Raw genomic sequence first — 995 nt, 5'->3', positions numbered from 1 at the left:
ATCTGCCCCGGCGACCCCCTCCCCGCCCCCCACCCCCCCGCCGCGGGGCCTGCCTCCCCAGACCCGAGGCCCGCGGGCCCGCGGCCGGTCCCGTGCGCCGGGACGCCCCCCGCCCGCCGTCCGCGGCCCCCGCGGCCGGGGAAGGGGATCCGCTCGCGGACGGCGGTGAGCCGTTCGGTGAATCCGCGGGGAGGGGCGGGCGTGTGGCCGAGCACCGGCCCGAGGCCGTCGCGCCTGCGGTGGTGGTCGAGCGCCTCGGTCCGGAAGCGCGATTCACCGGTCATCGATCCCGATCCCTTTCCTTGCACATCACCGGCGGGTGCCGGGAAGGATTCCCGACACCCGCCGGTCACTGAGGTGTCCCGCCGAGGGGGACGTCGCGGCGGTGGGGGCGGACCCGCCGCCGCAGCTGGCCGGGCGGCAGGACCGCCCGGCCGGGTGGCACTGGCGTCAGATGGCGCAGTGCGCGGCGATCGCGAACTGACCGCCGACGATGTCGTCCAGCTCCTCGTCGGACAGCTCGGTGATGTCGATGTCGTCGAAGTTGTTCATGACGTTTCCTTTCGAAAGGGGCTTTCTCGCGACCGCGGACCCGGTACCGCCGCGGCTGCGGCGATTTCCTCGGGTTCTGCGGAGGGCCGGCCCGGATGGGCGAGCGCCCGGCCGAAGGCCGAAGAAGACCGCAGAAGCCGCGACAGCACCACGTCGTGCGGTGCGGGAAAGCGAGTGTGTTCTGCCTTTCCGGTCGGGCTGACCGGATGTCAAAACCATAGGACCGGCGGAGTCTTGAATGCAATCCCGGAAGGGTCGGATCTTCAGAATTCCGATGCACCCGTAAATGGGCATGCTAAAGCGGCCGGAATGTCGGCCGGGACATCTGGAATTCCCGGCCGACACGGCCGGCACGCCGGGTCGGGGAGGTGGGGGTGCGGGCGTGGGGGGCGTGGTCGGCGTGCAGTGCAGTGCAGAGCGGGGGGGCGGAGGACAGGACGGGG

Origin of the sequence: Kitasatospora sp. NPDC059571 (assembly GCF_042735675.1) — a bacterium.
Classification (GTDB): domain Bacteria; phylum Actinomycetota; class Actinomycetes; order Streptomycetales; family Streptomycetaceae; genus Kitasatospora.
Note: the sequence above shows the minus strand (reverse complement) of the source record.